Source organism: Sphingobium baderi (assembly GCF_001456115.1).
Lineage (GTDB): Bacteria > Pseudomonadota > Alphaproteobacteria > Sphingomonadales > Sphingomonadaceae > Sphingobium > Sphingobium baderi_A.
In genome coordinates this window covers 118,284-143,145 of the sequence record NZ_CP013264.1, presented here as the reverse complement: position 1 = coordinate 143,145, position 24,862 = coordinate 118,284, and the positions used below count along the sequence as shown (strand labels likewise).

20 protein-coding genes are annotated in these 24,862 nt (G+C 62.4%); 16 read left to right on the top strand and 4 right to left on the bottom strand.

Going from position 1 to position 24,862, the window contains the following annotated elements:
• The first annotated feature begins 20 nt into the window (after positions 1 to 20).
• The 11 genes from recA to ATN00_RS00650 all read left to right on the top strand — a co-directional run bounded on the left by recA (position 21) and on the right by ATN00_RS00650 (position 15,902).
• Positions 21 to 1,094, top strand: a complete 1,074-nt coding sequence (gene recA, locus ATN00_RS00700) for a recombinase RecA (protein WP_062060953.1) — start codon at positions 21 to 23, stop codon at positions 1,092 to 1,094.
• A 535-nt stretch (positions 1,095 to 1,629) separates the two neighbouring features.
• On the top strand, positions 1,630 to 2,409 hold the full coding sequence (locus tag ATN00_RS00695) for a transglutaminase-like domain-containing protein (RefSeq protein WP_062060949.1): 780 nt from the start codon (positions 1,630 to 1,632) through the stop codon (positions 2,407 to 2,409).
• A gap of 82 nt (positions 2,410 to 2,491) precedes the next feature.
• A complete protein-coding gene (locus ATN00_RS00690) occupies positions 2,492 to 3,307 on the top strand; it encodes an ImuA family protein (protein WP_062068234.1) in 816 nt (271 codons plus the stop codon).
• Positions 3,195 to 4,799 (top strand): Y-family DNA polymerase, encoded by a 1,605-nt coding sequence (locus ATN00_RS00685; RefSeq protein ID WP_197413639.1) that lies wholly within the window; start codon positions 3,195 to 3,197, stop codon positions 4,797 to 4,799. The genes ATN00_RS00690 and ATN00_RS00685 overlap by 113 nt, the downstream gene beginning before the upstream one ends.
• Entirely contained in the window at positions 4,796 to 8,269 is a 3,474-nt protein-coding gene (locus ATN00_RS00680; protein WP_062060943.1) for an error-prone DNA polymerase, read from the top strand. The genes ATN00_RS00685 and ATN00_RS00680 overlap by 4 nt, the downstream gene beginning before the upstream one ends.
• Before the next feature lie 172 nt (positions 8,270 to 8,441).
• Complete coding sequence (gene clpS / locus ATN00_RS00675) at positions 8,442 to 8,822, top strand: ATP-dependent Clp protease adapter ClpS (RefSeq protein WP_062060940.1); 381 nt, start codon at positions 8,442 to 8,444, stop codon at positions 8,820 to 8,822.
• Between the two features lie 151 nt (positions 8,823 to 8,973).
• A complete protein-coding gene (locus ATN00_RS00670; protein WP_062060937.1) occupies positions 8,974 to 10,482 on the top strand; it encodes a glycerol-3-phosphate dehydrogenase in 1,509 nt (502 codons plus the stop codon).
• Positions 10,479 to 11,945, top strand: a complete 1,467-nt coding sequence (locus ATN00_RS00665) for an FGGY family carbohydrate kinase (protein WP_062060934.1) — start codon at positions 10,479 to 10,481, stop codon at positions 11,943 to 11,945. The genes ATN00_RS00670 and ATN00_RS00665 overlap by 4 nt, the downstream gene beginning before the upstream one ends.
• Before the next feature lie 99 nt (positions 11,946 to 12,044).
• The gene (locus ATN00_RS00660) at positions 12,045 to 13,544 is read left to right on the top strand and encodes a catalase (RefSeq protein WP_062060931.1); all 1,500 of its coding nucleotides are present in this window, start codon (positions 12,045 to 12,047) and stop codon (positions 13,542 to 13,544) included.
• A gap of 116 nt (positions 13,545 to 13,660) precedes the next feature.
• Positions 13,661 to 15,436, top strand: coding sequence for a sensor domain-containing diguanylate cyclase (locus ATN00_RS00655; RefSeq protein ID WP_062060928.1), 1,776 nt, complete (start codon positions 13,661 to 13,663; stop codon positions 15,434 to 15,436).
• Between the two features lie 88 nt (positions 15,437 to 15,524).
• A complete protein-coding gene (locus ATN00_RS00650) occupies positions 15,525 to 15,902 on the top strand; it encodes a MerC domain-containing protein (RefSeq protein ID WP_062060925.1) in 378 nt (125 codons plus the stop codon).
• A gap of 142 nt (positions 15,903 to 16,044) precedes the next feature.
• Here the strand turns inward: ATN00_RS00650 and glpX are convergent, their stop codons facing one another.
• The 3 genes from glpX to ATN00_RS00635 all read right to left on the bottom strand — a co-directional run bounded on the left by glpX (position 16,045) and on the right by ATN00_RS00635 (position 19,651).
• A complete protein-coding gene (glpX, locus tag ATN00_RS00645; RefSeq protein WP_062068232.1) occupies positions 16,045 to 17,028 on the bottom strand; it encodes a class II fructose-bisphosphatase in 984 nt (327 codons plus the stop codon).
• Positions 17,029 to 17,372: 344 nt separating this feature from the next.
• Complete coding sequence (locus ATN00_RS00640; RefSeq protein WP_062060922.1) at positions 17,373 to 18,677, bottom strand: homoserine dehydrogenase; 1,305 nt, start codon at positions 18,675 to 18,677, stop codon at positions 17,373 to 17,375.
• An 80-nt stretch (positions 18,678 to 18,757) separates the two neighbouring features.
• Positions 18,758 to 19,651 (bottom strand): hypothetical protein, encoded by an 894-nt coding sequence (locus ATN00_RS00635; protein WP_197413722.1) that lies wholly within the window; start codon positions 19,649 to 19,651, stop codon positions 18,758 to 18,760.
• A gap of 255 nt (positions 19,652 to 19,906) precedes the next feature.
• Here ATN00_RS00635 and ATN00_RS00630 point away from each other — a divergent pair, with 255 nt between their 5' ends.
• From ATN00_RS00630 to ATN00_RS00610, 5 genes are all read left to right on the top strand, one after another.
• Positions 19,907 to 20,560 (top strand): energy transducer TonB, encoded by a 654-nt coding sequence (locus ATN00_RS00630; protein ID WP_062060919.1) that lies wholly within the window; start codon positions 19,907 to 19,909, stop codon positions 20,558 to 20,560.
• Positions 20,561 to 20,634: 74 nt separating this feature from the next.
• The gene (locus ATN00_RS00625; RefSeq protein ID WP_062060915.1) at positions 20,635 to 21,393 is read left to right on the top strand and encodes a MotA/TolQ/ExbB proton channel family protein; all 759 of its coding nucleotides are present in this window, start codon (positions 20,635 to 20,637) and stop codon (positions 21,391 to 21,393) included.
• Positions 21,394 to 21,506: 113 nt separating this feature from the next.
• Positions 21,507 to 21,995: an ExbD/TolR family protein gene (locus ATN00_RS00620; protein ID WP_062060912.1), complete on the top strand. Its 489-nt coding sequence runs from the start codon at positions 21,507 to 21,509 to the stop codon at positions 21,993 to 21,995.
• Between the two features lie 21 nt (positions 21,996 to 22,016).
• Positions 22,017 to 22,439, top strand: a complete 423-nt coding sequence (locus ATN00_RS00615; RefSeq protein WP_062060909.1) for an ExbD/TolR family protein — start codon at positions 22,017 to 22,019, stop codon at positions 22,437 to 22,439.
• Between the two features lie 186 nt (positions 22,440 to 22,625).
• Entirely contained in the window at positions 22,626 to 22,955 is a 330-nt protein-coding gene (locus ATN00_RS00610; protein WP_062068228.1) for a PilZ domain-containing protein, read from the top strand.
• 38 nt (positions 22,956 to 22,993) lie between these two features.
• On the opposite strand, the gene ATN00_RS00605 is transcribed toward ATN00_RS00610, so the two are convergent.
• Positions 22,994 to 24,781: an ABC transporter transmembrane domain-containing protein gene (locus ATN00_RS00605; RefSeq protein WP_062060906.1), complete on the bottom strand. Its 1,788-nt coding sequence runs from the start codon at positions 24,779 to 24,781 to the stop codon at positions 22,994 to 22,996.
• Positions 24,782 to 24,862: the final 81 nt, after the last annotated feature.

Below are 24,862 nucleotides of genomic sequence, written 5' to 3'. Positions count from 1 at the left end.
GCTTGACAGGGGACAGGGCCATGAACGCAACGCTCTCACTCATCGATTCCAAAAAGACAGGGACAATGGACAGACAGAAAGCATTGGAAGCGGCCCTTTCCCAGATCGACCGCGCTTTTGGCAAAGGTTCGGCCATGAAGCTGGGCAGCCGCGAAAAGATAGAGATAGAGTCGATTTCGACCGGCTCGCTGGGTCTCGACATCGCGCTCGGCATCGGCGGCCTGCCCCGTGGGCGCGTCATAGAGATTTACGGGCCGGAAAGCTCGGGCAAGACCACATTGGCGCTGCACGTCATCGCCGAAGCGCAGAAAAGTGGTGGCGTCGCGGCTTTCGTCGATGCGGAACATGCGCTCGATCCGGGCTATGCGAAGAAACTGGGCGTGGACATCGACGAACTGATCGTGTCGCAGCCCGACACCGGCGAGCAGGCGCTGGAGATCGTCGACACGCTGGTCCGCTCCAATGCGATCGACGTGCTGGTGGTGGACTCGGTCGCGGCGCTGGTCCCTCGCGCGGAAATCGAAGGCGAAATGGGCGACAGCCATGTCGGCCTCCAGGCCCGCCTGATGAGCCAGGCGCTCCGCAAGCTGACCGGGTCGATCAGCCGTTCGCGCTGCATCGTGATCTTCATCAACCAGGTTCGCATGAAGATCGGCGTCATGTACGGCAATCCGGAAACGACGACCGGCGGCAATGCGCTCAAATTCTATGCATCCGTCCGCCTGGACATCCGCCGCACCGGCCAGATCAAGGATCGCGACGACATCGTCGGCAACGCGACCCGCGTGAAGGTGGTCAAGAACAAGGTCGCCCCGCCCTTCAAGCAGGTCGAATTCGACATCATGTATGGCGAGGGCATCTCCAAGATCGGCGAGATCCTCGACCTTGGCGTCAAGGCCGGCGTGGTCGAGAAATCGGGAGCATGGTTCTCCTATGACTCGGTCCGCATCGGTCAGGGCCGGGAAAATGCGAAAACCTTCCTCAAGGAAAATCCCGAAATGGCGGATCGTCTGGAACGGGCGATCCGGGGCAAGACCGAAGAGGTCGCTGAAGGGATGATGGCCGGACCCGAAGCGGATGACGATGGCGAATAGGGGCTGACTGCAACCTCCGGTCGGATCAACCGGAGGCTGGTCGGCGCAAGATTGCCCGTCTCATGCTTCACGCACTGAAAAGGCCCGCCGCGCAAAAGCGCGTGGCGGGCCTTTTACATGGACGATCATGTCGTTTGTAAACCGGAGTGACTGAAGGGCCGCTTTCGGCCAGACCTTGCCGTTAAGCGGAACGTGCAAATGATAGAACCGCCTTTGTTTTGGGGACGGAAATGGCGGGTTCCGGCCATATAGCCGCCACCTCACCTCCGTTCGGGCTGAGCGAAGTCGAAGCCTGTTCTGAGCGCCGCCGCAGGCGGCGTCGAAGGGCCTCCCTTACGCCCTTCGACTTCGCTCGGGGCGAACGGAGATGGGAATAGCAGACCGTCCACTTCCCACCCAAAACCGCCATTCGGAATTGCAAGCGACATAATCGCCTTTCCTTTCGTCTCGGCCATATAAATGGCTGGAGCATCGCGGGGGGAGGAACGGACACAGGACTGACCGGTTGTGTTGCGGGACAAGGGAAAGGGCAGGCATGCGCCTCGGAATCGAAACCGTGCTGGATTATGATTTTGCCGAGCCGGCCGATGTCCTGCTGGCGCTGGAACCGGCGGAAATGCCAGACCAGCATGTGGTGGAACAGTCTTTGACCATCCAAGGGGCGGGGCCTGTCTCCACTCTGGGCGGAGGCAGCGCCGTGGGCCGTCGGGCATGGACCCATGCGGGCGTGGGCCGGATGACGCTGCGTTACCATGCGACGGTGGAGGTGGAGCGGATCGCGCCCGATCTTTCGGGACTGCGTAAGTCGCCCTTGCCCGATTTGCCCGAACTGGTGCTCCCCTTCATCTGGCCCAGCCGCTATTGCGAGGCGGACCGTTTCGCCAGCTTCGTCGAAGGGCATTTCCCCGGACTGGAGGGCGGCGCGCTGGTGCAGGCGCTGGTTCAATGGGTGCGGGACAATCTGCGCTATGTGCCGGGCAGTTCGGACGTGACGACCAGCGCGGTCGACAGCTTCGTCACCCAACAGGGCGTCTGCCGCGACTATGCCCATCTGACCGCCGCGCTCATCCGCGCCTGCGACATTCCGGCCCGGCTCGTCTCCGTCTATGCGTTGGACCTCGATCCGCCCGACTTCCATGCCGTGGTCGAAGTCTGGCTGGATGGGGCATGGCATCTGGTCGATGCCACGGATCTGGCGCCCATGGAAACCATGGTCCGCATCGCCGTGGGCCGCGATGCGACGGATATCGCTTTCATGACGGTTTTCGGGGCCGCCTCCCTTCATCGCCAGTCCATCCGCGTGCAGCGGCTTTAGGCTTTTACCTTCCCATTAGCGCAAACCGGCGATTGACAGGGAAGGTCGCAGGCTCGAAAAGAACAAATAGAGAACATATATGATGATCGAGTCGGCCCGAAACCTTGATGCCCTCAAGCGGCGCCTCGCCTCGCTGGATCGCGTGGTCAGGACGCGCCATGCCCATTTCCCCTTTGGTCATGCGCCCCTTGACCGGATGCTGGGCGGCGGATTGGCGCGGGGGCGGGTGCATGAATTTTTTGCCTGCGAAGGCGGGGAGGCGGCGGCCACGGGACTTTCGCTGATCCTTGCGCGCCTTGCGGGACCGCAGGCCACGACCCTGTGGCTGCGTCCTTCCGCCGCCGCGCGTCAGGGCGTGCCTTATGGGCCGGGGCTGACGGCTTTGGGCGTAGACCCGGCGCATCTGCTGATCGGCGTGATGCAGGATGAGGGAATGTTGCTGCGCGCCGCCGTGGAAGCCTTGCGATCTCCTGCTCTGGGTGCGCTGCTGCTCGAAATCCGGGGGCGGGCGCCGCAACTGGACCTCACCGCCAGCCGTCGCCTGACGCTGGCGGCGGAGCAATCGGGCGTCACTGCGCTGCTTTTGCGCCTGGATGCCGATCCAACGGCCAGCGCCGCCGACACGCGCTGGCGAGTGGGGGCCGCGCCTTCCGTGCCCTTGCCCGGAAACGCGCCGGGCATGAGCGCTTTCGATCTCACCCTGCTGCGCCATCGCGGCGGGCGGGACGGCGTGGCGTGGCGATTGATCTGGGACAATGAGCGAGGCCTATTTGGAGACGGGCGCGATGAACGCGATGACCATGGACGGCAGGGAGAGGGACGAGAGGGCGGCGCGCCGCTATCTCGCGCTTCACTTTCCTTTCCTGCCGTTCGACCGGCTGCGGATCGCGCGGCCTGACCTGTGGGCCGCGCGGCCGGATGGCGCGCCTGCGGCCATGGTGGAGCCGGTACGCGGCGCGATGCGTCTGGCCGCGCTGGATTGCGCCGCGCTGGAACTGGGTCTTGCCCCCGGCATGACGCTGGCCGATGCGCGGGCGCGGGAGCCGGATCTGGCCGTGTTCGAAGCGGCCCCTCATGCCGATCAGGACTGGCTGGAGCGCCTGTGCGACGGCTGCGCCCGCTACACCCCCATCGCCGCGCTCGATCCCCCCGCCGGGTTGATGCTCGACATTACCGGCTGCGCGCATCTCTGGAATGGGGAAGCCGGATTGGTGCAGGAGGCCGCGGACCGACTGGAGCGGCATGGCATGACGGTGCGTCATGCGCTTGCGTCCACGCCGGAAGCTGCCCATGCGCTCGTCCGCTTCCCCATCGCTTCCGCGCCCAATGAGGAATCCGCCCTGCGCCGCCTGCCCGTCGAGGCGCTGTGTCTGGAGGAGGAAAGCGCGGTGGCCCTGCGCCGCGCGGGTCTGCGGACCGTGGGCGATCTGGCCGCGCGTCCTGCCGCCACGCTGGCCGCGCGCTTCGGAGAGGCGGCGGTGGATGCGCTCCATCGCCTGCTGGGTCTGGGGCAGCGCCCCCTCGCGCCCCGCCGCGTTCGTCCCGCCATCCGCGTGGAGCGCCGCTTCGCCGAACCCATGGCCCGCACCGTCCACGCCCTTGCCGTCCTGTCGGACATGATCGACGAAGCCAGCGCGCGCCTTGCCGAACGGGGGCAGGGCGGCCGCCGCTTCGAAGCGGTCTTCTTCCGCAGCGACGGCCTGGCTTTCCCCCTGCGCGTCGAAACCAGCCTGCCTGTCCGCGACGCGCCCGCGATCCTGCGCCTGATCGAGGAGAAGATTAACGGCCTGTCCGATCCGCTCGATCCCGGTTTCGGCTTCGACATGCTGCGCCTCACCGTGCCGCGCGCCGAGCCGATGGCCCCTACCCAGCTCGCGCTGGAAGGCGGCGAGGCGCGCCGGGAAGAAGGGATCGCCGCGCTGATCGACCGGCTTTCGATCCGGGCGGGCCGGATGCAGATCCAGCGCCTTCACCCGCGCGACAGCCATATTCCCGAACAGGCCCAGTTGGCGCTTCCCGCCATCGAAAGCCCCACGCCTGCCCCATGGGCGCGACAGGCGGCGGCTGGCGATCCGCCGCTGCGGCCGCTCCATCTGTTCGACCCGCCCCAGCCGATCGATGTGCTGGCAGAGGTGCCGGACGGCCCGCCCCATCGCTTCCGCTGGCGGCGGATGCTCCATGAAGTCACGCGTTACGAAGGGCCCGAACGCATCGCCCCTGAATGGTGGACGGCCCATAGCGGCATGGTGAAGGGCGAGGATATAGGGCGCACCCGCGACTATTACCGGGTGGAGGATGCGCGCGGCCGCCGCTACTGGATTTTCCGCCACGGCCTTTACGGGACGGAGGCGGCGCATCCCGGCTGGTATTTGCACGGCCTGTTCGCATGAGCGCCCGCCCTCCCGATCCGCCGCTCTTCGCGGAACTGGTCGCCGCCACGCATTTTTCTTTCCTGCGCGGCGCATCCCATGGCGAGCATATGGTGCGGCAGGCGATCCTGCTGGGCCTCAAGGGGCTGGGCATAGCCGATCGCAACACGGTCGCGGGCGTGGTCCGCGCCTGGTCGGCCCGCAAACGCATCATCGCCGACGCGCAGGAAACCATGCTGGTGGACAAGCGGGCGCGGGAAGGCGCGAGCGCGGAACTCACCGGCCCTGAAAAGGCCGCCTGCGTGCCCGACATGAAGCTGCTGACGGGCGCGCGGCTGGTCTTTGCCGACGGTACGCCCGACATCGTCGCCTATCCCGCGACGCGGCGGGGATGGGGGGAACTCACCAAATTGCTGACGCGGGGCAATCTGCGCTCCATCAAGGGCGACTGCATCCTCGAATATGCGGACCTGACCGCCCATCTCGACGATCTGCTGCTGATCGTCCTGCCCTGTTCCACCGCGACGGAGCAGACCGCGCACAGCAATCCGGTGGACTATGAACAGGATGAGCGCCCTTCCCCGGAAGCCGTCACCCAGGGTCATCTCAGCCTCCTCCCGCCGCCGCCGCCCGCCGACCTGGAGGCTTTGCTCGCCCGCCTTTCCCGCCTCGCGCCGGGACGGGTCTGGCTGGGCGCTGCGCTGCGCCGCGACGGACGCGATGCGCGCAGGCTGGCGCAATATCAGGCGCTATCCGCCCGAACCGGCGCGCCGCTCATCGCGACCATGGATGCGCTCTACGCCACGCCGGAGCAGCGCCCGCTTCAGGATGTGCTCAGCTGCATCCGCGAAGGCGTCACCATCGCGCAGGCCGGTCGCCTGCTGGAGGCCAATGCCGAACGTCATCTCCACGCGCCTGCCGCCATAGCCCGCCTGTTCCGCGCCTGCCCGCAAGCGGTGGCGGAAACCGTCCGCTTCCTTGCCCGTGTCGGCTTCACGCTCGACCAGCTCCGCTACGAATATCCGCATGAGCCGGTGCCCGAAGGCTGGACCGCCCAGCAATGGTTGGAGGAACTCACCCTCACCGCCGCCCATGCCTATTACGGCCCCCGCATCCCGCCCAAGGTCCGCAAGCTGCTGGACGAGGAATTCGGCCTCATCGCCAGCCGCAACTATGCTTATTATTTCCTGACCGTTCACGACATCGTCGCCTTCGCCCGGATGCAGGGCATATTGTGCCAGGGGCGTGGATCGGCCGCCAATTCCATGGTCTGCTTCCTGCTCGGCGTCACCTCCATCGACCCGGCCAGGCACGATCTGCTCTTTTCCCGTTTCGTGTCGGAGGAGCGGGGAGAGCCGCCCGACATAGACGTCGATTTCGAGCACGAACGGCGCGAGGAGGTCATGCAATATATCTATGAGCGTTATGGCCGCCACCGCGCCGGGATCGCCGCGACCGTCATCCATTACCGCTCGCGCAGCGCCGTGCGCGAAGTGGCGAAGGTGCTGGGGCTCAGCGAAGATATTGCCGCCCGCCTCGCCGGCACCGTCTGGGGCAGCTATTCCAGCGACATGGACGAAGCGCGCTTCACGGAGGCCGGTTTCGCGCTCGATAATCCCCGCATCGTGCAGTTGCGGGCGATTGTCGACCAGTTGCTTATGGCGCCTTTTCCCCGGCATTTGTCCCAGCATGTCGGCGGTTTCGTCCTGACGCAGAATCGGCTCGATGAAACCGTGCCGCTTCACCATGCCGCGATGAAGGACCGCACCTTCATCGAATGGGACAAGGATGACATCGACGCCCTTGGCCTGATGAAAGTCGATGTGCTGGCGCTGGGGATGCTGACCTGCATACGCAAGGCGTTCGACCTGATCCGGCAGCAGGGGCTGGGCGACCCGAAGCTGACGGTCGACATCGATTCCAGCGATCCCAGGGTCTACGACATGCTGTGCAAGGGCGACAGCATCGGCGTGTTCCAGGTGGAAAGCCGCGCCCAGATCAACATGCTTCCCCGTTTGAAGCCGCGCGATCTCTACGACCTCACGATTCAGGTCGCGATCGTGCGCCCCGGTCCGATCGAAGGCGACATGGTCCATCCCTATCTACGCCGCCGCTGCGGGGAGGAGAAGGTCGTGTTTCCGTCACCCGCGCCGGAATGCGGCCCTTCCGATGAACTCAGGGCGCTGCTGGGCAAGACCTGCGGCGTGCCGCTCTTTCAGGAACAGGCGATGAAGCTCGCCATCACCGCCGCGAGCTTCAAACCAGCGGAAGCCAACCAGCTCCGCCGCGCCATGGCGACCTTCCGCAATGCCGGCACCATCCACCATTTCCGCGACAAGATGATAAATGGCATGACGGCGCGTGGCTATGACCGCGATTTCGCGCAGCGTTGCTTCAAGCAGATCGAGGGGTTCGGCAGCTATGGCTTCCCCGAAAGCCACGCTTTGTCCTTCGCCCGCCTCGTCTATGTCTCCGCCTGGATCAAATGCCATCACCCGGCCATCTTCGCCTGCGCGCTGCTTAATTCGCAGCCCATGGGTTTCTATGCCCCCGCCCAGATCGTCCGCGACGCGCGCGAGCATGGCGTCACCGTGCATGACGTGGATGTGAATATGAGCGCATGGGACAATGCCCTCGAACCGCTGTTGCGATCCCGCGACATGGTGCGGGGAGAGGGGGAGGGAAGGGCGCTTGCCCTGCGGCTGGGCCTGCGTCAGGTCGATGGCTTCCGTGAGGATTGGGCCGCCGGACTGGCGCAGGCCCGCGCAGAGGGCGGCCTGTTCACCAGCATGGAGGATCTGGCTCGCCGCGCCAGTCTCCCCGCCCGCGCCCTGCGCCTGCTGGCCGATGCGGATGCCTGCCGTTCGCTGGGGCAGGACCGCCGCGCCGCTCTTTGGGAAGCGCGGCGCACGCCGTCCGACGAACTGCCCCTGTTCGCCGCCGCCCGCAGCCGTGATCCCGCTGCCCGCGAACTGGGCGAGGAGTCGGACGCCAGGCTCCCCGCCATGCCGCTGTCGGAGCATGTCGCGACCGATTATCAGGTGACGCGCCTGTCCCTCAAAGGCCATCCCATGCAGTTTCTGCGCCCGGTTTTCGCCGGGGAGGGCGCGCTGACCTGCGCCGGGGTGGGTGCCGCGAAGAACGGCGCGCGCGTTCAGGTCGCCGGTGTCGTGCTGGTCCGCCAGCGTCCCGGCAAGGGCAATGCCGTTTTCATCACCATCGAGGATGAAACCGGCATCGCCAATATCCTGCTTTGGGCGCGCCTCTTCGAAATGCAGCGCCGTCCGGTCATGGCGTCCCGCCTGATGCTGGTGGAAGGCGAGGTTCAGCGCAGCAAGGAAGGCGTCGTGCACCTGATGGCGACCCGCGTGCACGACCGCACGGCTGAGCTTGACCGCCTGACCGATGGCCACAGCGCCCATCCCCGCGCCCGCGCTTCCAGCCACCCGCGCAACGTCCGCATCCTCCCCGGCTCGCGCGATTTTCATTGAAGGGCGGGTGAAAGCGCCGCTACGCCGCCGGACGGGGGAGGGGATGGCGCCCGCTTCCTCCCATCCAAAAGGGGGCAAATGCCCGCTGTCCCACAGGCCCGGTTGTCCGTGCGATGGCCTGACGCGCGGCCCTCTTGTCATCAGGGCCCAAATCGCCATATTCTCGTCCATCATGGACAGCATCATCACTTCGGCGTCGGCACGGCCTTTCCTCATGGCGGGCAATGATCAGGACGATCATGGCGAGGGCGCCGGTGGGCCGAATGTCGGCATCGCCACCCGGACGCGCACGCGCACCAAAAAGCCGTCGCTTTACAAGGTTCTGATGCTGAACGACGATTATACGCCGATGGAATTCGTCGTTCACGTCCTCCAGCATTTCTTCCGCATGGACATGGAGGAAGCGACCCGCGTGATGCTCCACGTCCATCAGCGCGGTGTCGGCATATGCGGCATTTTCAGCTATGAAGTGGCCGAAACCAAGGTCAATCAGGTGATGGACTTCGCCCGGCAGAACCAGCACCCCCTGCAATGCACGCTGGAAAAGGCCTGAGCCTGCCTCGCTCACCGGAATATCTCATAATAGATTGAAAATATTGAATAATATAGCGGATTCCGCCGATCTGCGGCATCCGTCCAGAACGCTTTCCTTCTTCACCTCACTCTTGGTTTCACTATCGCCCCATCCGGTCTAGACTGCCCCGGTGAGCAGCCAGGCCGTCGATCCCATTCATGATCTTGCCGTCATAGGCGGCGGCATCAACGGCTGCGGCATCGCCCGCGACGCCGCCGGGCGCGGCGCTTCCGTTCTGCTGCTGGAAAAGGGCGATCTGGCCCAGGGCACATCCTCCGCCTCGACCAAGCTGATCCACGGCGGCCTGCGCTATCTGGAACATTATGAATTCGCACTGGTCCGCGAATCCCTGTCCGAACGCGAACGGCTCTGGAGCATGGCGCCCCACATCCTCCACCCGATGCGCTTCGTCCTGCCATGGGTGCCGGGATTGCGCCCGCGTTGGTTGTTGCGCCTGGGCCTGTTTCTCTACGACCATATGGGCGGTCGCCGCGCGCTGCCGCCCACGCAGTCCATCGACCTGCGCCGCCACCCGGCCGGAGCGCCGTTGCAGCCGGGCTTCGGGCCAGGCTATGTCTATTCGGACGGATGGGTGGATGACGCTCGCCTCGTCATCCTCAATGCGCGCGACGCAGCGGACCGGGGCGCCAGCATCCACACGCGCACCGAAGTCGTGAAGCTCGACCGGGAAGGGGAGCATTGGACCATCCACGCCCGTCTCTCGTCTGGCGAAACAAGCCGTTTCAGGGCGCGGGTCGTCGTGAATGCCACCGGCCCATCGGTCCTTGCCCTGCTCGCCCGCGCGAATCAGTCCACGGATCGACATATGCGCCTTGTCCGTGGATCGCACATCATCGTGCCGCGTCTGTTCGATCATGACTTCGCTTATTTCTTCCAGCTTCCCGATGACCGCATATTCTTCGCCATTCCCTATGAACGGGACTTCACGCTGATCGGCACCACCGACAGCGACCATCATGGTGTTCTCGACCATGTCACCGCCAGCGCGGAGGAAGTAGCTTATCTCTGCGAAGGCGCAAATCGCTACTTCTCGCGCCAGATTACTCCGGCCGATGTGATCTGGAGCTACGCCGGCGTGCGTCCTCTGGTGGATGACGGCTCCGGCAAGCCCGAGGCGGCCACGCGGGGCTATCGCCTCGAACTGGAGGGAAAGGAGGGCGAAGCGCGGATGCTCAGCATTTTTGGAGGTAAGATCACCACCTATCGCCATCTTGCCGCCGAAGCGGTGGACATGATGAAACCGTTGCTGCCCACATTGGCGGGGAAGGAATGGACTGCCTCCGCTCCCCTTCCAGGCGGCGATTTCCCGATGACCGGCCTTGCCGACCTTCTGGCCGGATTGTCGCGTGACTATCCCTTCCTCGATCCGAACTGGATTGACCGCATCAGCCGCGCCTATGGCACCGCTACCCGCCGCTGGCTTGGCGGGGCTAGGCGGCTGGACGATCTGGGCGTTCATTTCGGTCATGGCCTCACCGAAGCCGAAGTGGATTATCTGACTGCACAGGAATGGGCACAAACCACAGATGATATTCTTTGGCGGCGCACAAAACTGGGCCTGCGGTTCGATGCGGTTCAAACCTCGCCTCTTTCGCGCTGGCTGGAGGAAAGGTCATGACGGATCGCTTCATTCTCGTGCTCGACGCGGGCACCACGTCCACGCGGGCGATGCTCTATTTGCCGGACGGCAGGCGGATCGCGACAGCGCAAGCCGACCTTACCCAATATTACCCGCGTTCTGGCTGGGTCGAACAGGATGCGGAAGAAATCTGGCAACATAGCCTCGCTTGCGCCCGCCAGATGGTGGAGCGTGCGGGCGGCGTGGACGGCATCACGGCCATCGGCATCACCAATCAGCGTGAGACAGTCGTCGCCTGGGACCGCAGCAGTGGAGAGCCGCTGCACCGCGCTATCGTCTGGCAGGACCGGCGCACAGCGGCGGAGTGCGAGGCCTTGCGCGAAGCGGGGCACGAACCGATGCTCCAGCGACGCACGGGCCTTGTCGTCGATCCCTATTTCTCCGCCACCAAGATGCGCTGGCTGCTCGACCATGCGTCGGCGGTGGGGCAAACGGGTGAGCGATTGGCGCTGGGCACGGTGGAAAGCTGGCTGGTGTGGAAGCTGACCGGCGGGCTGCACATTACCGATGCCAGCAATGCCAGCCGTACCCAACTGATGGCGCTGGACGGCGACGGCTGGGATAGTGATCTGTGTGCGCTGTTCGGCGTCCCCAGTGCCGCTCTGCCGGAAATCGTCGATAATGCCGGTGTTTTCGGAGAGGCGCGCGCCGATGTCCTAGGCGGACCGGTGCCGATTTGCGGGCTGGCGGGCGACCAGCAGGCTGCGACCATCGGGCAGGCTTGCCTGCGTCCTGGTGACGCCAAGGCGACGCTGGGCACCGGCGCATTCATCCTCGCGAATATGGGGGAGGCGATGCCTACGTCCGGTCATCGGCTGCTCGGCACGCTGCTCTATCGAATCGGGGAGCGCCGTGCCTATGCGCTGGAAGGATCAATCTTCGTGGCGGGGAGTCTGATCCAGTGGCTGCGCGATCGACTGGGGTTGATAGAGGCGGCGGAAGATAGCGAGGCCCTCGCCCGTTCCGTGCCGGACAATGGCGGCCTATTCGTGTTGCCCGCGCTGGTGGGGTTGGGCGCACCGCATTGGAGGCCGCAGGCGAGGGGCGCGATCACCGGCTTGACGCAAGGGACCACGCGCGCCCACATCGTTCGCGCGGCGCTGGAATCGCTGTCGCATCAGATCCACGATCTCGCCGATGCCTTCGCGGCGGACGGCGCGCCTTGGCGCCTCCTGCGAGTGGATGGAGGCATGAGCGCGAACGATTGGATCGTGCAGGATATGGCGAATATGCTGAACCTGCGCGTCGACAGGCCATCGGATGTCGAAACCACTGCATTGGGCGCGGCCATGCTGGCGGGGCTGGGAGCGGGGCTGTTCGGTTCGCTGGAGGAAGCCTCCTCCATGGCGTCGCAAGCGACGCGTTTCGTTCCGGATATGGGCGTCAAGGAACGCGCGGCGCGTCTGCGCGGATGGCACGATATGTTAGCGGCTCATGCCTGATATGCGCGGTCAAATCGATCAGTGAGGCAAATTTAATCAATTTCCCCCAAAATAGATTGAGGCTTAGTCTAGCTGCATCAACAGCCCAGGAGGATGACGATGGCCGATAAACCGACCATGACGACGAGCGCCGGTGCGCCGATTGCCGACAATCAGAACAGCTTGAGCGCGGGGCCGCGCGGACCGTTGCTGTTGCAGGATTATCAGCTGATCGAAAAGCTCGCCCATCAGAATCGCGAGCGTATTCCCGAACGCGTTGTCCATGCGAAGGGCTGGGGCGCCCATGGCGTGCTGCGTATTACCGGGGATATCAGCAAATTTACCAAGGCCAAGGTGCTTCAGCCAGGTGCGGAAACGCCGATGATCGCGCGCTTTTCCACCGTCGCGGGCGAACTGGGCGCAGCGGATGCCGAGCGGGACGTGCGCGGTTTCGCGCTCAAATTCTATACGCCTGAAGGTAATTGGGATCTGGTGGGCAACAACACGCCGGTTTTCTTCGTGCGCGATCCGCTGAAGTTCCCCGATTTCATCCACACGCAAAAGCGTCATCCGCGCACCAATCTGCGTTCGCCGACGGCTATGTGGGATTTCTGGTCGCTCTCACCTGAATCGCTGCATCAGGTGACGATCCTTATGTCCGACCGTGGATTGCCGACCGACGTGCGCCACATCAACGGCTATGGCAGCCACACCTATTCTTTCCTCAACGAAGCTGGCGAGCGCTTCTGGGTCAAGTTCCACTTTAAGACGATGCAGGGACACAGGCACTGGACCAATGAGGAGGCGGCCAATGTCGTAGGCCGCACGCGGGAATCGACGCAGGAGGATTTGTTCGAGGCCATCGAAACCGGCCATTTCCCGCAGTGGAAAGTGCAGGTCCAGATCATGCCGGAGCTGGATGCGGAAAAGACGCCCTATAATCCTTTCGACCTGACCAAGGTATGGCCGCATGCCGACTATCCGCCGATCGATATCGGCGTGATGGAATTGAACCGCAATGCCGACAATTATTTCGCGGAGATCGAGCAGGCGGCTTTCTCTCCCTCCAACATCGTGCCGGGGATTGGCTTTTCGCCCGACAAGATGCTGCAGGGGCGCATATTCAGCTATGCCGACGCCCATCGCTACAGGCTGGGCACGCATTATGAGGCATTGCCGATCAACGCGCCGAAATGCCCGGTCCATCACTATCATAAGGACGGAGCGATGCGCTTCTTCCCCAACAATCCGAATCCGGCCGCCTATTATGAGCCTAACAGCTTCAACGGTCCGGTGCAGGACGAACGGTTGCGGGAGCCGCCGCTCAGGATTTCGGGCGATGCGGATCGTTATGACCATCGCGAGGGGAATGACGACTTCAGCCAGCCGCGCGCCTTGTTCAATCTGTTCGATGATGCACAGAAACAGCGCCTGTTCGCGAACATAGCGGCCGCGATGGGGGACATTCCCGCCGAAATCGAAGAGCGGCAGTGCAAACTCTTCGATCAGGTCCATCCCGATTATGGCGCGGGTGTCCGGGTGGCGCGGACCACGATCAGGAACCGCAATCCCGCCATATCCGCGCCTACCGATCAGACGTTGGCGGACGCCTCGAACTGAAGAAGCGCCAGGGAAATCGACGCTCCCCTCCTTTGCGGGTTGGGGGGGCGTCCGCATAGATTGCGTTCCCTGTCGTGAGCATATTTTAACCAAGGGCGATTAGCAGGGTACGCGACATGCGTTCCTCTCTTCGCCTTTCTTCCCTGCTTGCGCCGGCATTGACCGGAGGCATCTATTTTCTGGTCGCCTCCCTCTCTCTCATGACGTCGTGCTTTGAAGGTGGCATTGCTTTCATCTGGGCTGCCAATGCTTTTTTGATGGCGGAATTGCTAACATCGCAACGCGCTAACTGGCTGCGCGCGATCACGGCATGTGCCTTGGCCAGCGCCATTTCCACGGCCCTGTTCGGCATGGGGCCGGTTGCGGCGATCCCGATGATGCTGATGAACGTAGCCGAATCGCTTACGGTAGCGGTGATCTGCCGATATTGCGTTTCCGGCCGGAACATCATGGTGTCACTGGTTCCATTGGCGGTTTTCGTGGTTGCCCTATGTGGCGTGAATGTCGTCGTGGGCCTGGGTTCCGCTCTGGTCGCCTCGAATCTGACGCCAGCGTCCTTTGGCGACAGTTGGTTGCAATGGTGTTCTGGGCATGTGTTGGGGGGGCTGGTCTGCACGCCGGTGCTTGTCATGCTCATGCAGGGCGAATGGGCGCGATGGTTCCGGACCACGTCCCGGCTGCTCCGGCTGGAGTTGTTTGGCCTGCTCCTCCTGTTGGGGGGAACGACATGGTATGTGTTTCATCAAAATCATTACCCGCTGCTGTTCGTGCCGCTTTTGCCTCTGGTCATCATTTCCTTTCGCGCGGGTCATTATGGGGCTGCGGCGTCCATCGTCGTTCTCGCGCTCATGGGGGGCGCATCGTCCCTGTTCAATCATGGCTATTTGTCGACAATCGCGGCGTCAGCGGGCACGAAAACCCAATTCTTTCAGATCTATCTGGTTTTCAGCTTTCTCCTCTCCCTTCCCGTGGCGGCCGAGCTGAACGGACGGCGCAAGCTGTTCCAGATGTTGCGCGAAAGCGAAGCGCGATACCGAATCATCGCTGAACATTGCGGTGACATGGTTCTGAACCTGGGCATTGACGGCCGTATTCATTACGCGTCGCCCTCCGTTCTGGAACAGATCGGCTGTGCGCCGGCTTTGTTGATGGGGCAGCCGGCGGCCGACCTCATCCATCCCAAGGACAGGGGTCTCGTAGTCGCCACCTATCGCCGTGCGCTGGAACAGCCAGGCGACATCCATCGGGTCGAGTTCCGTCTTCTTCGCGCCATCGACGATCTCGATTGGTATGAGATGGTGGCGCGCGCCGTGATGGATGAGGAGAACGGGGCCACTGGCGTCGTTTGCACCATTCGGGACATGTCCCGTCACAAGGCGCGGCAGCAGGCATTGCAGCAGGTGGCATCTCATGATTCGCTGACAGGAGCGACGAGCCGCCGTGCGTTCTTGGAAAAGCTCGAAACGGAAATCGACCGGGTCGGAAATAATGTCCGTTCCTGCCTGCTGCTTTTGGACCTCGATCATTTCAAGGCGGTCAATGACTGTCATGGTCATGCCGCCGGCGATAAGGTTCTGGGCGTCTTCGTGGAGCGTTTGAAGCCCGGCCTGCGCGGCGAGGACTGTATCGGAAGTCTGGGAGGTGAGGAGTTTGCGATCCTGCTGGCGGATCTGGATATCCGCCAGGCCAGTACTGTTTGCGAACGATTGCGCCATATGATGGCGGATGAACCCGTCTATCTCGACACCGGTCTGAGCGTGACCGTGACGTTCAGCGCTGGCTTGGTGGAACTTGATGGCGCTTTAAACGCGGCGGCGCTGCTGGAAGCTGCGGACAAGGCGCTTTATCGTGCCAAGAACAGCGGCCGCAACTGCTTGCATCTGGCTGCCTGACGCGCGGCGATCTATCGTCGTTTCACCAGCGAAAAAATCGCAATGATATATTGTAACCTATGCGGCTATCGCCTATGTAGCGGTCGTCATGCAGTTCAGCCTTCGCCAAGCCCTGTCAACAGGCCGGATCGACCGGATCGCCATGGGCCTGTCCGGGCTGTGTGTTGCCCATTGCTTTGCAACGGCTGTGATCCTGGGCCTGCTCGCTTCGGCAGGAGGTTTCTTCGCCAGTCCGTTATTTCATGAGACGGGGCTGGTGTTGGCGATCTTACTTGGGGCTGTGGCGCTCGGGCATGGAGCGGTGGTGCATGGTTTCATGATGCCCGCCGCTATCGGTTCGTTAGGTCTTGGCATCATGGCAGGCGCCCTGACGATGGATCATGGGTTGCAGGAAAGCGCCTATACCTTGTTGGGCGTAGCGATTTTGGCGCTCGGTCACGATCTTAATCATCGTGCGGGTCGCTAAAGCCGGCCATTCGCAGAACGCGGAAAACAAAAGAAATCAGGCGGTGAACGATTCATTCCAGTCGTTCACTGCCCTAGCCAGTATGAAGAAGGGGCCCAAGTGGCCCCTCCCCATAATCGGATATATTTCGTCAGGGACGCCTTTAACTGTCCTTGCGTTCCAACCGGTGTTCGCCCTTGACCCAGCGAACCGTGCCTGTGCTGGCACGCATAACCACGCTTTCCGTCGTGAGGTGGCCACCCGGCAGCCGCTTGACACCGTCCAGCAGTGAACCGTCGGTCACGCCGGTGGCCGCGAAAATGCAGTCGCCCTTGGCCAGTTCTTTAAGGTCGTAAATCTTGTCGAGATCAGTGATGCCCCATTTACGAGCGCGTGCGCGCTCATCATCGTTGCGGAACAGCAGCTTGCCCTTGAACTGTCCGCCCACGCAGCGCAACGCGGCGCAGGCCAGCACGCCTTCGGGCGCACCGCCCGAACCCATATACATGTCAATGGTCGTTTCGGGATTGGTCGTGGCGATCACGCCAGCCACGTCACCATCGGGAATCAGCATGATGCCGCAGCCAATGGCGCGCAGTTCCGTGATGAGCTTTTCATGACGTGGACGGTCCAGCACGCAGACGATGATGTCGCCTGGTTCCACGCCCTTGGCCTTGGCAACTGCTTCGACATTTGCCCTCACGGATTTGTTGAGGTCGATAATGTCTTTCGGATAGCCGGGGCCAACCGCCAGCTTCTCCATATAGACATCGGGCGCGTTGAGCAGGCCGCCTTCTTCTGAAATCGCGAGCACTGCCAGCGCATTCGGGCCAGCCTTCGCGGTGATCGTGGTGCCTTCCAGCGGATCGAGAGCGATGTCGATCTTGGGGCCCTTGCCGATGGCGTTACCGACTTTTTCTCCGATGTAGAGCATCGGCGCTTCGTCGCGTTCACCCTCGCCGATGACGACGGTGCCATCCATATAGAGATCGTTGAACGCCAGACGCATGGCTTCCACGGCGGCTGCGTCTGCCGCTTTTTCATCGCCGCGACCGATCAGCTTCGACGCCGCGATGGCAGCGGCCTCGGTCACGCGCACCATTTCCAGCACCAGAACGCGATCGAGAATCGAGCTAGCCTGCACCATGTCCATTCCTCTTTTGAGCGGTATTGGGGAGGGCGATACGGGGTCGGCTTTGCCTTGTCGAGCCATGTGTCGCGTATGCGACTCCTTTTGACGGTATGATGCAACAGATGGGCGTTTCCGGCGTTAGCAAATGCGGAAAAGAAGCAGGGTTGCCAGGATTGGTCGTTCCGCTGATCGTCGCCAGTTTTGCTGCTGGAGCACCGGCGTCAGCCCATCCTGTGCGCTTGCCGTCGTCGGCAATCTCGATTGTCCCAAACGCGCCAATCGCACCTTGCTGCGGTTGGGGGAGCCAGTTGAGGATATTTTGTTGCACAGCTTCTGGTTGCGCTGAATCCCAACTGGCATCAGTCGAGGATATGCATGACCATCGGAGTCTGGAGCAGGCTGTCCGATCCGGCAAGGCGATCCAGCGTTTCGCTTACGCGGCGCTCTTCCCCAGCATGGGTGACGATCGCCATCAGAACGCCGTCCTGCTGATTCGCGCCACGCTGGATCATGCTTTCAATGGATACGCCCGCATCCCGGGTCGCGGCAGCGATTTCCGCCAATACGCCGGGCCGGTCCTGAACCTTGAAGCGCAAATAGCTGCGTCCGATGCGATGGCCGGCGTCGGCCGGCGGCTGCGGACTGAGTGCGGCCACCGGCATGGCGAAGGCATCGCCATACTCATCGCGCGCGACGTCGATCAGGTCAGCGACGACCGCCGATGCCGTGGGGCCTTCGCCAGCTCCCCGCCCCTCAAAGAACAGGCGACCGACGAAATTGCCTTCCACCACCACGGCGTTGAGTGATCCGTCGACATGGGCAAGGGGGTGATCGGTCGGGACCAGCATCGGATGAACGCGCTGGAACAGGCCATCAGGACCATTCTCGGCCATGCCGACGAGGCGAATGCGATAGCCCAGTGCCGCGGCTTCGGCGATATCGGCCGCGATCACATGACGAATGCCGGTGATGGCGACATTGTCGAAATCCAGCTCAGTGCCGAAGGCGAGGCTGGCGAGGATAGTCAGCTTGTGCGCCGCATCCACGCCGTCAATGTCGAAGCTGGGGTCGGCTTCCGCAAAGCCGAGTTCCTGGGCCTCCTTCAACACATCGTCGAATCCGCGTCCTTCCTTCTCCATGGTGGTCAGGATGTAGTTGCAGGTTCCGTTGAGAATGCCGTAGACTCGGCTGATCTCATTGGCGGCGGCGCCTTCGCGCATGCCCTTGATGACGGGAATGCCTCCGGCGACGGCCGCTTCATATTTGAGCGCAATGCCTGCCTTTTCAGCGAGTGCTGCCAGGTCCAGCCCATGATGCGCCAGCATCGCCTTGTTTGCCGTGACAAAGGGCTTGCCCGCAGTCAGGCATTGCCGCGCCAGCGTCAGCGCAGGGCCATCAGCGCCGCCGATCAGTTCGACCACCACATCGATATCATCGCGCGCCGCCAACGTGGTCATGTCGTCCACCCATTCATAAGGGGATATGTCGACACCTCGGTCTTTGTTGCGGTCCCGCGCCGAAATCGCGACGACCTGGATCGGGCAGCCCGCGCGCCTGGCAATCAGGTCGCCGTTGGTCTGGAGCAGCCGGATGACGCCGCCGCCCACTGTCCCCAGACCAACGAGCGCGACGCGCAGCGGGGCATGGCGGTGGAGATTTGTCATGGCCTATCCTTATTCTTCCAGCAGGTCAGGGCCGCGCTGATAGCGGCCCTAACGCCATAGTCCAAGGAAAAGCAGGGAGCTTAGCGAACCTGCCTTGTCCTGTCGCATTGGTCCAGCGCTTGCATCACAAGCCGATAGTCCGCCTGTGCCGCTTCGGCATCGGGCACTGACAATGCCCGGATCGATCGGGGAGGAAGCGTGGGAGGAAGGGCGCAGGCAAGCCGGTACCAGAGCAGGCTGCCGGGCTGCGGCGGGCGCGCCGCTTCATCGACGATCTCGCCCAAGGCCACGGCCCATCGCGGTTCCTGACCGGGTCGCCTTATGATTGAGAGAGAGACAGGGTCTCCATTTTCCGTTCGAAGGAAAATCTGTGTCTCTCCTTCACCCGCTATGGTGCCCGACACATGGAAGGCATCGCCGGGTCCTATGATGCGGGGCGGAGCATCCGGCGCTACAAGCGCCGAAACAATATTCTTCACCTGTTCCATATCCGCGGAGGTGGCGGGAATCTGTGCATCCCGCGCGACCAGTTGGATGTCACCCGGCCGCGTGCCTTGTCTCGCAAACAGCAGCATTTGGACCTTTTTCAGCTTGGCCGTTTTTCCCCGGGTGTCGATCGGCGCATCATATAGGTAGCTGACGGAGGGGCTGACGCCGCCCTCTCCGCGAATCAGGGCCATTACATCCGCTTCGATATAGAGGCGTCGATAGCCAGGCGGCACGTCTCCGGCATGTTTTTCGGACAGGGGGATGCTGTTGCGGATAAGCACATGCGCGATGATGGGCGCCTCATCGGCAAGGTCGGCAATGTCCGCATAGGAGGGCCCGGAAGATACGATGGAGTGGGGGGACTCCGAGTATTGTGGAGCGGCTTGAGCAATCGGACTTGCCCAAATCAAAGGGTTTGAGGCGGAAATGAGGCATGCCCAAAGGATATTTTTCGACATGCCGGTAGATTTCTCTGTCTTCTTCATCATATGCTTGCAATCCGTTGCATCAATGTCACATGCAAGCCATTCCATGGCGAGATGCTAAGATTGTTTGTAAACGCAAACGGGTGAAGCGATAAAGCGTTTGCGTGGCGGAAGATGCCGCGATAGGAATTTGAAGGGTAGCAAATGGGAAGGATATAGGCCAAGGATGTCCGGGAGAGCCCGGCCGTCTTGGGTCGTTTTTGGCTCATTTGTGCATAACAACTAGTAAGCTGAGTTAAGGAGTGTCGTTGCCGAATGGCCTATGCTGACCACTCGCAAGGATCGAGTCGCACGATCTCGATCATTATCGTCGCCCTGATTCACGCTGTTCTCGGCTATGCCTTCGTCACCGGTCTTGGCATGAAATATGTCAAAAAGGCGGCGGAACAGCTGAATGTGATCGACGTGAAAGAGGAGCCGCCGCCGCCTGATGAGGAGCCGCCGCCGCCGCCGCCAGACCAGCCGGTCGAGCCGCCGCCGGTCGTTGCTCCTCCGCCGATCGTGCAGACGCCGGCCCCTGCGCCGCCGATCCAGACCGTGCGTACACCTCCGCCGGTTTTCAATCCGGTTCCGGTAGCGGCCCCACCGCCGCCGCCGCCTCCGCCCCCGGTCGCGGCAAGCCGTGCAACGCCGCGCTCGGCGCCTGGTAGCTGGCTCAGCGATGCCGACTATCCAAGCCGCGCCCAGCGTGAAGAACGTTCGGGTACCGCTGGCTTCAGACTGGAAATCGGACCGGATGGTCGCGTGACCAGCTGCACCATCACCTCTTCGACCGGCCATTCCGATCTCGACGAGGCGACATGCCGCCTGCTGCCGAAACGCGCCAGGTTCAAGCCCGCCAAGGGTTCGGACGGCCAGGAGATGGCGGATACATATAATGGCCGCATCACTTGGCGACTGCCGGAGTAATTCAGTGACGGGAAGGCTGGCGACCCACGCCGCCTTCCCTTTCTTACGATCTATTTGAGAGGGAAGTCTTGAACATGTTGATGTCTATCGCAGCGGCCGCTGCCCCAAAGGCGGCCAATCCCTACGGTCTGATGGAAGCCCTCGAGCAGGGCGGCGTCATTGCCTGGACCGTCTTCATCATCCTTTGCGCCATGTCGGTCGGCACTTTCTACATCCTGTTCACCAAGCTGATCGAGCAGCAGAAGGTCATCAACCAGGGCAAGAAGGTCCGCGCGAGCTTCTGGCGTGCGCCCAGCCTGAAGGAAGGCGCGGCGAAGCTTGAAAAGAATTCGGCCTACAAGCAGATCGTCGATGACGGCATCAAGGCTCAGGAAGAACACACCAAGCTGACCGATCCGGTCGAAGCGCATGATTGGCTGCACGGCTCGCTTGCGCGTTCGGAAGCGCAGATCAACTCCAGCCTGGGTGGCGGCCTTGCCTTCCTCGCGACCGTTGGCGCGACCTCGCCGTTCATCGGTCTGTTCGGTACGGTTATCGGCATCTATCGCGCGCTCATCAAGATCGGCGCGGCTGGTCAGGCATCGATTGACGCTGTTGCAGGCCCGGTCGGTGAAGCGCTCATCATGACCGCCTTGGGTCTGGCCGTGGCCGTTCCTGCGGTGCTTGCCTATAACTTCCTGCAGCGCCGCAACAAGTCGATCGCGGAACAGCTCAACAGCTTCACCGTTGATCTGCTGGCTTATCTGGTTTCGAACGGTGCGGTTCGTCCGTCCGTGGCTGCCGCTCCGGCTGCTTCGGCTGCCAAGCCGGCCGCTGCGCCGAACAAGGCCTGATCGCTTGAAAAGCCGGTTCGGGAACCGGCGGGCGGCTGCGATCGCCTGGTTCCCAACCGGCCATGGGCCTCGCTTGGCGGGGCGCCATAGAGACGTATGTTAGGATATTATCAATGGCAATGAGTGTTGGCTCCGACGGCGGTGATGACGCCCCGATGTCCGACATCAACACGACGCCGCTCGTCGACGTCATGCTGGTGTTGCTCATCATCTTCCTCATCGCGGTCCCGGTCGTCGTCCAGACGGTTCAGCTGCAGCTCCCCAAGGTGGCGTTCGAGCCGACGACGACGAAGCCGGAAAATGTTTCCCTGTCGGTCACGACTGGTTCGGACGGTAGCTGCGCGGTGTATTGGAACCTGACCCGGGTTTCGTCCGATGAGCTGCTTAATCGTGCGGTGGCGAAGCTGGAAGCGGATATCAAGAAAGCGGGTGGCGTCGAAAATCTGACGCCGGAGGATTTGCCTGAAGTGCACATCCGCGGCGATATCAATACCCCATATCGGTGCATCGGCGGCACCATCTACACGATGCAGCGCGCTGGTTTCCCGAAGGTCGGCTTCATCTCCGAACCTGAACCGGGCACCACCACGCAGCGGCTGTAAAAGTTCTAGGAGTATCGCCCCATGGCTATGAGTGCCGGAAAAGATGACGGCGAACCAATGATGGAAATGAACACGACGCCGCTTATCGACGTCATGCTCGTTCTCCTCATCATGTTCATCATCACGATCCCGATCCAGACCCACGCGGTCAAGATCGACCTGCCGCAGAATGCGCCGCCGACGGACAGCGTGATCGATCCCGTCAAGAACAAGGTCGCAATCGATCCCAGCGGTGTCATCACTTGGAACGGTTCCTCGATCGACCTGCTGACCCTGCGTCAGTATCTGCAGCAATCGCTGCGTCTGCCAGTTGAGCCGGAACTGCAGTTCCAGCCCAATGCCCAGACCCGCTATGTTGTGGTCGATCAGGTGTTGGCGGAAATTAAACGCGCTGGCGTCACGAAGCTGGGCTTCGTTGGCAATGAGCAATATGGGAACTTCTGATACCGCCGCCGCGCTGGGGAGAGGATAATCCTGCTTTCTGGCGTGTTGGAAGAGAAGTTTCTACCTGCCCAAAGGGCCGCTTCGGCGGCCCTTTTTTTGTCATGCATATACGCTGGGGGCTGCTCGTTAACTTTTTTGTTACGATGAAGGCCCATGTAAAAATGTGACATGACGCGACATCGGACCATCGATGCCGAACGGCAGCCAGGGCCGGATCGGAGAGGACGGGGGGCGGAACGGCGGTCCGTGTCGATCGATGTCAGGATTCGGCGGCCAGGCGAAAATTGGTTCACAAGCCGGATCACAAATCTGTCTCTCGCGGGCTTTCGCCTTCAAAGTTTCGCGAAGCTGACCCCTGGCAAGGAATTGTGGATCGCTTTACCAGGTTTCGAAGGGCGCCGGGCTATCGTGCTGTGGACGCGGGCGCATGAATCGGGATGTGCTTTCGACAGACCCCTACACCCCGCAATTTTCGATCATGTCATCGGACTGGCGCGTCAAGATCTCCTGAATTGAGCGAATTATTTTTGGGTCGGCGCAATGCGCCGGAATGTTCAGGCGGGCACGCCGTCTTGGAACTGCAACCGCGCCAATCGGGCATAAAGGCCGCCTTCAGCCACCAACGTGGCGTGATCGCCCTGTTCAACCACCTGGCCTTCATCCAGCACGACAATATGGTCGGCCGCGCGAACGGTTGCCAGGCGGTGGGCGATGACGATCGTCGTTCGGTTCCGCATCAGCCGCTCAAGCGCGTCCTTGACCAGCTCTTCCGATTCGGCATCCAGAGCGGAAGTGGCTTCATCCAGCAGCAATATGGGCGCATCGCGTAGCAAGGCGCGGGCAATCGAAATGCGCTGACGCTGACCGCCCGACAGACGCGAGCCACCTTCGCCCAGATGGCTGTCCAGCCCATCGGGCAAGGCTCGCAGAAAAGCTTCGGCATTGGCGGCCCGTGCGGCAACCCAGATCTCTTCATCCGAAGCGTCCCATCGGCCGTATCGCAGATTGTCACGCGCTGATCCTGCAAAGATGATGCTTTCCTGCGGAACCAGAGCGATCATAGAACGCAGGGTAGCCGGATCTGCCTGTGTCAGGGGAATACCGTTCAGGCGTATTTCGCCCGCATCCGGATCATAAAAGCGCAGGGCTAACTGGATCAGGGTCGACTTGCCTGCACCCGAAGGGCCGACAATCGCCATGGTCTGTCCAGGCGCGATATCCAGTGACACACCCTTGAGCGCTGCTTGGTCCGGGCGGGTGGGATAATGGAAATGAACCTTGTCGAACTCCAGTCGGGCACCGTCAGGAAGGTACGGAAGTGCTTTGGGCTGCGCTGGAGGGAGGATCTGAGGTTCAGCGGCCATCAATTCATGTAAACGGCTGGCCGCGCCGGCGCCGCGCAGAAGATCTCCCCACGTTTCCGACAGGGCGCCAAAAGCCCCGGCAACCAGGCCGCCGGTCAGCACGAAAGCGGCGATGCTTCCGCCCGAAAGCCGTCCTGCGGACACATCGACTGCGCCCTGCCACATCACGGCGGTGATCGATCCGAAAACCAAGGCGATCACCACTGCGGTCATAGCAGCGCGCAGCAAAATCCGGCGACGCGCGGTATCGAAACCTGCCTCGACCGTGCTGTCGAATCGCGCCGCTTCACGCTTTTCCTGTCCGAAGGCCTGAACAACTTTCATTGCGCCCAGCACTTCGGATGTCACGCTGCCAACATCGGCCAACCTGTCCTGACTGGTGCGGGACAGTTTACGGACGCGGCGGCCAAGGCTCACCATGGCCAGCACGATCGCTGGAATGCCCAGAAGGAGCAAAGCGGCCAGCTTGGGAGCCAGGGCGAACAGATAGACCAATCCGCCAATCCCCGTGACGATATTGCGGAGTGCCACCGATACGGTGGAGCCGACGACCTGGTCGATGATGGCCGTGTCGGACGTCATGCGTGATGCTATTTCGGAAGGACGGTTTTCCTCGAAGAAACGGGGGGCTTGCCGCAGCAGATTGGCCTGCGTGGCGGATCGTATGTCGGCGACCACCCGTTCGCCCAGCCATGCCACGAAATAAAAACGCAGTGCAGTGGCGATGGCCAGAATGGTGACGATCAGGAACAGATATTCGAACCAGCGGCCAATATCGCCGCCGCCAATGAAGCCCCGGTCGATGACCAGCCGGAAACCGGCCGGAATGGCAAGCGTGGCGGCGGAAGATACCAGCAAGGCTATGAGCGCTCCGCCGATACGGGAGGGATAACGCCGCGCGAAACCCCACACCATCCCGAGGCTGCCGAGGGACGGACGCTCGGCGGCGCGGGGCGATGACTGTGTCATATCATCCATGATGGCCGCGCTTAGCAGTCCAGCCCGCAAGCCTCAATGGCCGTCCCGACCGGACAGCCATTTAGGAGCGGACGTGTCGAA

What these genes read in the sequence shown, in the direction of transcription:
- recA (WP_062060953.1), top strand. Translation starts at nt 21, where the DNA reads ATGAACGCAACGCTCTCACTCATCGATTCCAAAAAGACAGGGACAATG.
- ATN00_RS00695 (WP_062060949.1), top strand. Translation starts at nt 1,630, where the DNA reads ATGCGCCTCGGAATCGAAACCGTGCTGGATTATGATTTTGCCGAGCCG.
- ATN00_RS00690 (WP_062068234.1), top strand. Translation starts at nt 2,492, where the DNA reads ATGATCGAGTCGGCCCGAAACCTTGATGCCCTCAAGCGGCGCCTCGCC.
- ATN00_RS00685 (WP_197413639.1), top strand. Translation starts at nt 3,195, where the DNA reads ATGAACGCGATGACCATGGACGGCAGGGAGAGGGACGAGAGGGCGGCG.
- ATN00_RS00680 (WP_062060943.1), top strand. Translation starts at nt 4,796, where the DNA reads ATGAGCGCCCGCCCTCCCGATCCGCCGCTCTTCGCGGAACTGGTCGCC.
- clpS (WP_062060940.1), top strand. Translation starts at nt 8,442, where the DNA reads ATGGACAGCATCATCACTTCGGCGTCGGCACGGCCTTTCCTCATGGCG.
- ATN00_RS00665 (WP_062060934.1), top strand. Translation starts at nt 10,479, where the DNA reads ATGACGGATCGCTTCATTCTCGTGCTCGACGCGGGCACCACGTCCACG.
- ATN00_RS00660 (WP_062060931.1), top strand. Translation starts at nt 12,045, where the DNA reads ATGGCCGATAAACCGACCATGACGACGAGCGCCGGTGCGCCGATTGCC.
- ATN00_RS00655 (WP_062060928.1), top strand. Translation starts at nt 13,661, where the DNA reads ATGCGTTCCTCTCTTCGCCTTTCTTCCCTGCTTGCGCCGGCATTGACC.
- ATN00_RS00650 (WP_062060925.1), top strand. Translation starts at nt 15,525, where the DNA reads ATGCAGTTCAGCCTTCGCCAAGCCCTGTCAACAGGCCGGATCGACCGG.
- glpX (WP_062068232.1), bottom strand. Translation starts at nt 17,028, where the DNA reads ATGGTGCAGGCTAGCTCGATTCTCGATCGCGTTCTGGTGCTGGAAATG.
- ATN00_RS00640 (WP_062060922.1), bottom strand. Translation starts at nt 18,677, where the DNA reads ATGACAAATCTCCACCGCCATGCCCCGCTGCGCGTCGCGCTCGTTGGT.
- ATN00_RS00635 (WP_197413722.1), bottom strand. Translation starts at nt 19,651, where the DNA reads ATGAAGAAGACAGAGAAATCTACCGGCATGTCGAAAAATATCCTTTGG.
- ATN00_RS00630 (WP_062060919.1), top strand. Translation starts at nt 19,907, where the DNA reads ATGGCCTATGCTGACCACTCGCAAGGATCGAGTCGCACGATCTCGATC.
- ATN00_RS00625 (WP_062060915.1), top strand. Translation starts at nt 20,635, where the DNA reads ATGTTGATGTCTATCGCAGCGGCCGCTGCCCCAAAGGCGGCCAATCCC.
- ATN00_RS00620 (WP_062060912.1), top strand. Translation starts at nt 21,507, where the DNA reads ATGGCAATGAGTGTTGGCTCCGACGGCGGTGATGACGCCCCGATGTCC.
- ATN00_RS00615 (WP_062060909.1), top strand. Translation starts at nt 22,017, where the DNA reads ATGGCTATGAGTGCCGGAAAAGATGACGGCGAACCAATGATGGAAATG.
- ATN00_RS00605 (WP_062060906.1), bottom strand. Translation starts at nt 24,781, where the DNA reads ATGGATGATATGACACAGTCATCGCCCCGCGCCGCCGAGCGTCCGTCC.